This is a genomic window from Streptomyces alboflavus (assembly GCF_000716675.1).
Classification (GTDB): domain Bacteria; phylum Actinomycetota; class Actinomycetes; order Streptomycetales; family Streptomycetaceae; genus Streptomyces; species Streptomyces alboflavus.
This window is the reverse complement of sequence record NZ_JNXT01000049.1, coordinates 61,472-68,518: the sequence shown is the minus strand read 5'-3', so window position 1 is coordinate 68,518 and position 7,047 is coordinate 61,472. Positions and strand designations below refer to the sequence as shown.

The window sequence follows — 7,047 nt, the reverse complement described above, 5'->3', positions numbered from 1 at the left end:
CCCCGGCTTCCCCCTCTCCCCCGTCCCCGACGCCGACCGCTCCCGGCTGCTCGACGGGACCCACCACGACCCGCACTCCGTGCTCGGCGCCCACCTCGTCGGCGACGGCGTGGCGTTCCGCGCGTTGCGGCCGTACGCCCGTGCCGTGACCGTCGTCGCCGGGGAGCTGCGGGCCGAACTGGTCGACGACGGGGACGGGTTCTTCTCGGCGGTGGTGCCGCTGCGTGCCGTACCGGACTCCTACCGGCTGCACGTGACGTACGAGGAGACGGACCTGGAGGTCCCGGACGCGTACGGGTTCCTGCCCGCGCTCGGCGAGTTCGATCTGCATCTGCTCGGCGAGGGACGGCACGAGCGCCTGTGGGACGCGCTCGGCGCGCGGCCGATGACGCACCAGGGGGTGCGCGGGACCCGGTTCACGGTGTGGGCGCCGAACGCGCGGGGCGTGCGGGTCGTCGGGGACTTCAACTTCTGGGACGGCGTGGGTTTCCCGATGCGGTCGCTCGGGGGCAGCGGGGTGTGGGAGCTGTTCGTGCCGGGGCTCGGCGCGGGCGAGCTGTACAAGTTCCAGATCACGCGGCCGGACGGCAGCATGACGTTCCGGGCGGACCCGTTGGCGCGCCGCACGGAGGTGCCGCCCGCGAACTCCTCCGTCGTCCACGAGTCGGCCCACGTGTGGCGGGACGAGGAGTGGCTGCGGCGGCGCGGCGAGACGCCCGTGCACGAGGCGCCGTTCTCGGTGTACGAGGTGCATCTGCCGTCCTGGCGCCCTGGCCTGACGTACCGCCAGCTCGCCGACCAGCTCCCGGCCTACGTGTCCGACCTGGGGTTCACGCACGTGGAGCTGATGCCGGTCGCCGAGCACCCCTTCGGCGGCTCCTGGGGCTACCAGGTCACAGGCTTCTACGCGCCGACGTCCCGCCTCGGCTCGCCCGACGACTTCAAGCACCTGGTCGACGCGCTGCACCGGGCCGGGATCGGGGTGCTCATGGACTGGGTGCCCGCGCACTTCCCGCGCGACGACTGGGCGCTCGCCGAGTTCGACGGGCGGCCGCTGTACGAGCACGAGGATCCGGCGCGGGCGGCGCACCCCGACTGGGGCACCCTGGAGTTCGACTACGGGCGCAAGGAGGTGCGTAACTTCCTCGTCGCCAACGCGACGTACTGGTGCGAGGAGTTCCACATCGACGGGCTCCGCGTGGACGCGGTCGCCTCGATGCTCTACCTCGACTACTCGCGCGAGCACGGCGAGTGGTCGCCGAACGAGCACGGCGGCCGGGAGAACCTGGACGCGGTGGCGTTCCTCCAGGAGATGAACGCGACCGTGTACCGCCGCTGCCCCGGCGTGGTCACCATCGCCGAGGAGTCCACGGCGTGGGACGGCGTCACCCGGGCCACGCACCACACCGGGCCCGGCGGCTTCGGCGGCCTCGGCTTCGGCCTGAAGTGGAACATGGGCTGGATGCACGACTCGCTCGGCTACATGTCCAAGGACCCCGTGCACCGCAAACACCACCACCACGAGATGACGTTCTCGATGGTGTACGCCTACAGCGAGAACTACGTCCTGCCGATCTCGCACGACGAGGTGGTGCACGGCAAGCGTGCCCTGGTGTCGAAGATGCCGGGCGACTGGTGGCAGCGGCGCGCCGACCACCGCGCCTACCTGGGCTTCATGTGGGCCCACCCCGGCAAGCAACTCCTCTTCATGGGGCAGGAGTTCGCGCAGGGCGCGGAGTGGTCGGAGGGGCACGGGCCCGACTGGTGGCTGCTCGACCCGGCGTACGGCGCGGAGGCGGACCACCGGGGCGTGCGCGATCTGGTCCGCGACCTGAACGCCCTGTACCGCGCGGTGCCCGCGCTCTGGCAGCGCGACACCGACCCGGGCGGGTTCGCGTGGGTCGACGGGGACGCCGCCGAGGACAACGTGTTCGCGTTCCTCCGCACGGACGCGCAGGGCGCGCCGCTGCTCGCGGTGTCCCACTTCTCGCCGGTCGTCCGGCAGGACTACCGCCTGGGCGTCCCGGAGGAGTACGCGGCCTGGCAGGAGGTCCTCAACACCGACGCGGCCCGTTACGGCGGCAGCGACACCCTCAACCCGCACGCCCTCAAGCCGGACGCGTCCCCGTCCCACGGCCGCCCCGCCTCCCTGCGCCTGACGCTGCCTCCACTCGCCACGATCTGGCTGCGCCCCGCCTAGGAACGGGTCCGCCCCCGCCGGGCGAGGTGCCGGCGGGGGCGGGGCTGTCCGGGGCGGTGCGGTCGGGGGCGGTGCGGTCGGGAAGGGACTGTCCGCGCCTGGGGCGGCGCCGTGGGCGGCGGTCGCGTCAGGCCGCGCGGCAGAGCGCCGCGGTGCCGGCCGGGGCCGAGGTGCGGGCGACGGTCGCGGGCACCGGCAGGGCGGCGCGGGGGGCGGCCGGGACCTGGGTGCGGCCGCGGGCGAAGACGATGACGCGCAGGACCACGAACCGGGCGATACCGGCGAGCGCGGACGCGGGCGGCGGTCGCGTCAGGCCGCGCGGCAGAGCGCCGCGGTGTCGGCCGGGGCCGAGGTGCGGGCGACGGTCGCGGGCACCGGCAGGGCGGCGCGGGGAACGGCCGGGGCCTGGGTGCGGCCGCGGGCGAAGACGATGACGCGCAGGACCACGAACCGGGCGACACCGGCGAGCGCGGACGCGGACAGGTAGACGACCTGCTCGAGGACCGCGCCGGGCGCCGCCACCAGCTGCTGCAGGACGAGCATCGCCACGCTGGTCACCACGTACGCGGCCGCCGCGGACCCGGCCGACTGCGTGTGCTGGCGCCAGGTCGCGCGCCCGCCCGCCCCGAAGGTGAAGCGGGCGTGCAGCTCGGTGGCGAGGAGCGTGGAGACCACGGTGATCAGGGCGTTGGCCACGACCCAGGGGACCCAGGAGGCGAGGGCCGCCACGGCGAAGGAGGAGGCGACGCCCACCCCGCCGCCGCAGAGCACGAAGCGGGCGAACGCGGTGAAGGCGCCGGGTGCCGTCTGCTCCTGGCTCTGCGCTGTCTCCATGATCCGACCCCTTCGACTCACTCCGCGAAACGCGCGCCCCCCGACCGTGCGGCCGAGGGGTGCGCTGTCCATGACGCCATCATGGCACATGCGTAGCGCCATGGCGAGCCATTTATGGCACCACCGATGCCAAACGTGGCGCCAAACTCGGGCTGGTATCACATATCCGCAGCTCAGCGACGTGGCGCGGCTTCGACGCCTTGGCGCCACGTGAGCCGACCGGGCCATTGCGGTGGCACCATCCTCGGCCGAAGGCGCCGTCCGGCGACATGGGGCTAGCCCCACCTCAAGGCGGCGGGGTGGCCGGATCGTCCGGAGGTGCCACGCCCGGACAAGCTGATCTCCGGCGGTGATCAGCCGCCGGGTTCCGCACTATTCCCAGGAGTTGGCACATGCGTGAGCAGACGAGGCAGCGCGTTCATTCGGCCGGGCGGCAGCGGGGCGGTCGGCGCCGCGTCGTGACGGCGGTGGCCGCGGCGGCCGTCGGCGCCCTCACTCTCACCGCGCTGGCACCGTCCGCGGCGACGGCGGCCACCGGTCCTGACCCCGTCCAGCAGGGCCTGAACAAGCTGGTCCGCGACGACGGCGTGCCCGCGGCCCTGGCGAGCGTCATGGACCGGACGGGCCACACCCGCACCTACACCGCGGGCGTGGCCGACCTCGCCACCGGCGCGAAGGTGCCCCGCGACGGTCAGGTGCGGGTCGGCAGCAACACCAAGGCGTTCACCGCCGTGGTCGTCCTGCAACTCGTCGCCGAGGGCAAGCTCCGCCTCGACGACCCGGTCGAGAAGCACCTCCCCGGCCTCCTGCGCGGCGACGGCATCGACGGCCACGCCATCAAGATCCGCCACCTCCTCCAGCAGACCAGCGGCCTGCCCAACTACACCGAGTACGACATCCCCCTCAAGCACTACGAACCCAAGGACCTCGTCGCCATCGCCCTGCAGCACAAGGCGAAGTTCGCGCCCGGCGACGACTGGCAGTACAGCAACACCAATTACGTCGTGGCCGGCATGATCATCGAGAAGGTCACCCACCACTCGTACGCCGAGGAGCTGGACCGCCGCGTCATCAAGCGCATCGGGCTGCGCCACACCTACTTCCCCACCCCGCGCGAGGAGACCATCCGGGAGGCCCACCCCAAGGGCTACCTCCAGGAGAAGCCGGGCGGGCCGCTGCGGGACGTCACGGAGATGGACCCGTCCTGGACCTGGGCGGCGGGCCAGCTCGTCTCCACCAACTCCGACCTCGACCGCTTCTACTCCAAGCTCCTCACAGGACACCTCCTCAAGAAGCCCCAGCTGGACCAGATGCGCACGACGGTCAAGGGCGCCGACCAGACCTTCGGCCCCGGCGCCCGCTACGGCCTCGGCCTGGTCAGCAAGCCCCTCTCCTGCCGCCCCGGCGAGGTCTACTGGGGCCACGGCGGCAGCTTCCCCGGCTACGAGACACGCGGCGGCGCCACCGCCGACGGCCGCGCGGCGAACGTGGCGGTGACGACGCAACCGACGGACAAGACGGTGATGACCCGCGTGGACAAGGTCGTGGAAAAGGCCCTGTGCCACTGAGCCCTGTGTCACTGACCGGTCGGCCGAGTACAGCTAGAGCAGCGAGGCCAGGGCGTCCGGCAGCTCCCGTGACGAAAGGATCCCGAGCCGCTGCGTGGCCCTAGTGAGGGCGACGTACAGATCACTGGTCCCGTACAGAGCGGGCTCGACCACAAGGACCGAGTCGAACTCGAGCCCCTTGGCCTGCCGAGGATCGATGAGCACAACGCGCCGCGTCAGATCGACCTCGCCCTCGGGCCCGGACACGTCCGGCAGCTTGCCCGCAAGGGCACCGTGCAACGCACGCGGAGCGATGACGGCGAGCCGCCCCACCCCCGAGGCCTCCTCGGCGACGGCGTCGGCGACGGCCACAGCAAGATCGTCGACCCGCCGGGCCCAAGGCCGCACGCCGGTGCTCCGGACCGAGGACGGCGGCTCGAACCCGGCCACCCCGGCGGCCCGCGGCACCTCCGCCGCGACGTCCATGATCTCGGCGGGCGTGCGGTAGTTGACGCCGAGGCGCGCGTACTCCCAGCGGTCCTCGACGTACGGGGCGAGGATCTCGCGCCAGGAGCCGACGCCCCCGGACTCGGCGGTCTGCGCCGGGTCGCCGACGAGCGTCATCGACCGCGTCGGGCTGCGCCGCATGAGCAGCCGCCAGGCCATCGCGGACAGCTCCTGCGCCTCGTCGACGATGATGTGCCCGAACGCCCAGGTCCGGTCGGCCGCGGCCCGCTCGGCGGCGCTGCGGTGGTCGGCCTCCTCCTGGCGCTCGGCCATCCGCTCGGCGTCCATGATGTCGTGCGCGAGCAGCACCTCGGCGCCCTCGGGGTCGTTCTCCTCCTTGTCCTCGAACTCGTAGGTGCGGGAGGCGTACGACACGTCGAGCACGCCCTGCGCGTACGCGACCTCGCGCTGCCACTTGGCCTCCGCGCGGGCCCGCTCGGCGCTGTCGTCGACGCCGAGGAGTTCCGCGGCCTCGTCGAGGAGCGGCACGTCGGCGGACGTCCAGTCGCCGCCCGGCGCCCGCCGGACGGCGGCGGCGTCCTCGTCGGACAGGTGCGTGGGCTCGGCGAGGAAGTCGGTGACGAACCGCTCGGGCGTGAGCGTGGGCCACAGCTCCTCGACGGCGGCGTGCACCTCGGGGCTGACCGCGACGGCCTTGCCGAGCTGGGCGATGTCGTCGGGCCCGAGGAAGTTGGGCCCGCCGTACGGGTCGTGGCCGATGCGCTCGGCGAGCTGCTGGGTGAGCGCGTCGATGACGTGGAAGGCGAACGTGGGCCGGGCGAGGTTGTGCGGCAGGTCCGCCGCGCGCGCCGCGTCCCGCGCCTCGTAGGCGATCGACCAGTCGAGGACGAGCTCGCCGTCGTCGTGCTCGATGACCATCGGCGCCCCGGGCTCCGGCAGTTGCTGCCGGTCCCGCAGCGCCCGCGCGAGCACGTCGGCCATCTCCGCGCGCCCCTTGACCTCGGCGGCGGCGGGCGAGTCGATGCCGGTCGCGGTCACCCCGGGGAACAGCTCGCCGAGCGTCGCGAGCAGCACCCCCGTCTCGCCGAGCGCGGGCAGCACCTCGCCGATGTAGCCGAGGAACGCCGGGTTCGGCCCGACGACCAGGACGGCCCGCTTGGCGAGCAGCTCCCGGTGCGCGTAGAGCAGGAACGCCGCCCGGTGCAGCGCGACGACCGTCTTGCCGGTGCCGGGCCCGCCCTCGACGACGAGCACGCCCTGGTGCGGGGCGCGGATCACCCGGTCCTGCTCGGCCTGGATGGTCTGCACGATGTCGTGCATGCGGCCGGTGCGCGCGGAGTCGAGCGCGGCGAGCAGCACCTCGTCGGCGTCGGCGGCCTCGTGCCCGGTGCGGGTGGTGTCGCTGAGGTCGAGGATCTCGTCGTGCAGGGCCGTGACCCGGCGGCCCTCGCTGGTGATGTGCCTGCGGCGCCGCAGACCCATCGGAGTGTGTCCGGTGGCGAGATAGAAGGGCCGCGCCACCTCCGCCCGCCAGTCGATGACCAAAGGCGTGCGCTCGATGTCGGAGGCGCGGATTCCGATGCGCCCGATGTGATGGTCACGGCCGTCCCTGAATTCAAGGCGCCCGAAGCAGAGACCGTTCTCGCCCGCGTCGAAGGCGGCGAGCAGACCGGACTGCTCCGCCACCATGACATCGCGCTCAAGACGTGCCTGTGACCCGTTGCCCACCTGCGCCAATGACGCCTGCACGGCGGACTCGGCCTCCTCGCGCAGCGCGTCGAGGCGCGCGTACAGACCGGAGACGAATTGCTGCTCTTCCCGCAATTCCTCGCTTGACAATTCAGCCCCTCGCCAGTTACATTGCTCTTATACAGATTCCCGCGTCGCCCCCGCACGCAGCAGTGCATGCGAATAGGCAGGGCTTCGCGAAAGAATCCAATATACGCAGAGAAAAGCCCCGGACGTCAATTCGTCCGGGGCTTTTCTCATGAGCCCACA

At 72.6% G+C, this 7,047-nt stretch carries 5 protein-coding genes; 2 read left to right on the top strand and 3 right to left on the bottom strand.

The window, feature by feature from the left end:
• Positions 1-2,200 (top strand): 1,4-alpha-glucan branching enzyme (gene glgB / locus OO63_RS30460; RefSeq protein WP_033264622.1); only part of this gene is annotated, 2,200 nt, incomplete at its 5' end.
• 127 nt (positions 2,201-2,327) lie between these two features.
• Here the strand turns inward: glgB and OO63_RS45650 are convergent.
• Positions 2,328-2,465, bottom strand: coding sequence for a hypothetical protein (locus OO63_RS45650; RefSeq protein ID WP_157854084.1), 138 nt, complete (start codon positions 2,463-2,465; stop codon positions 2,328-2,330).
• Positions 2,466-2,509: 44 nt separating this feature from the next.
• On the bottom strand, positions 2,510-3,034 hold the full coding sequence (locus tag OO63_RS30455; protein WP_030362497.1) for a GtrA domain-containing protein: 525 nt from the start codon (positions 3,032-3,034) through the stop codon (positions 2,510-2,512).
• A 392-nt stretch (positions 3,035-3,426) separates the two neighbouring features.
• Between OO63_RS30455 and OO63_RS30450 the strand changes: the two genes are divergently transcribed.
• Complete coding sequence (locus tag OO63_RS30450; protein WP_030362496.1) at positions 3,427-4,602, top strand: serine hydrolase domain-containing protein; 1,176 nt, start codon at positions 3,427-3,429, stop codon at positions 4,600-4,602.
• 33 nt (positions 4,603-4,635) lie between these two features.
• Here OO63_RS30450 and OO63_RS30445 read toward each other — a convergent pair whose 3' ends face one another.
• Positions 4,636-6,888: a HelD family protein gene (locus OO63_RS30445; RefSeq protein WP_030362495.1), complete on the bottom strand. Its 2,253-nt coding sequence runs from the start codon at positions 6,886-6,888 to the stop codon at positions 4,636-4,638.
• Positions 6,889-7,047: the final 159 nt, after the last annotated feature.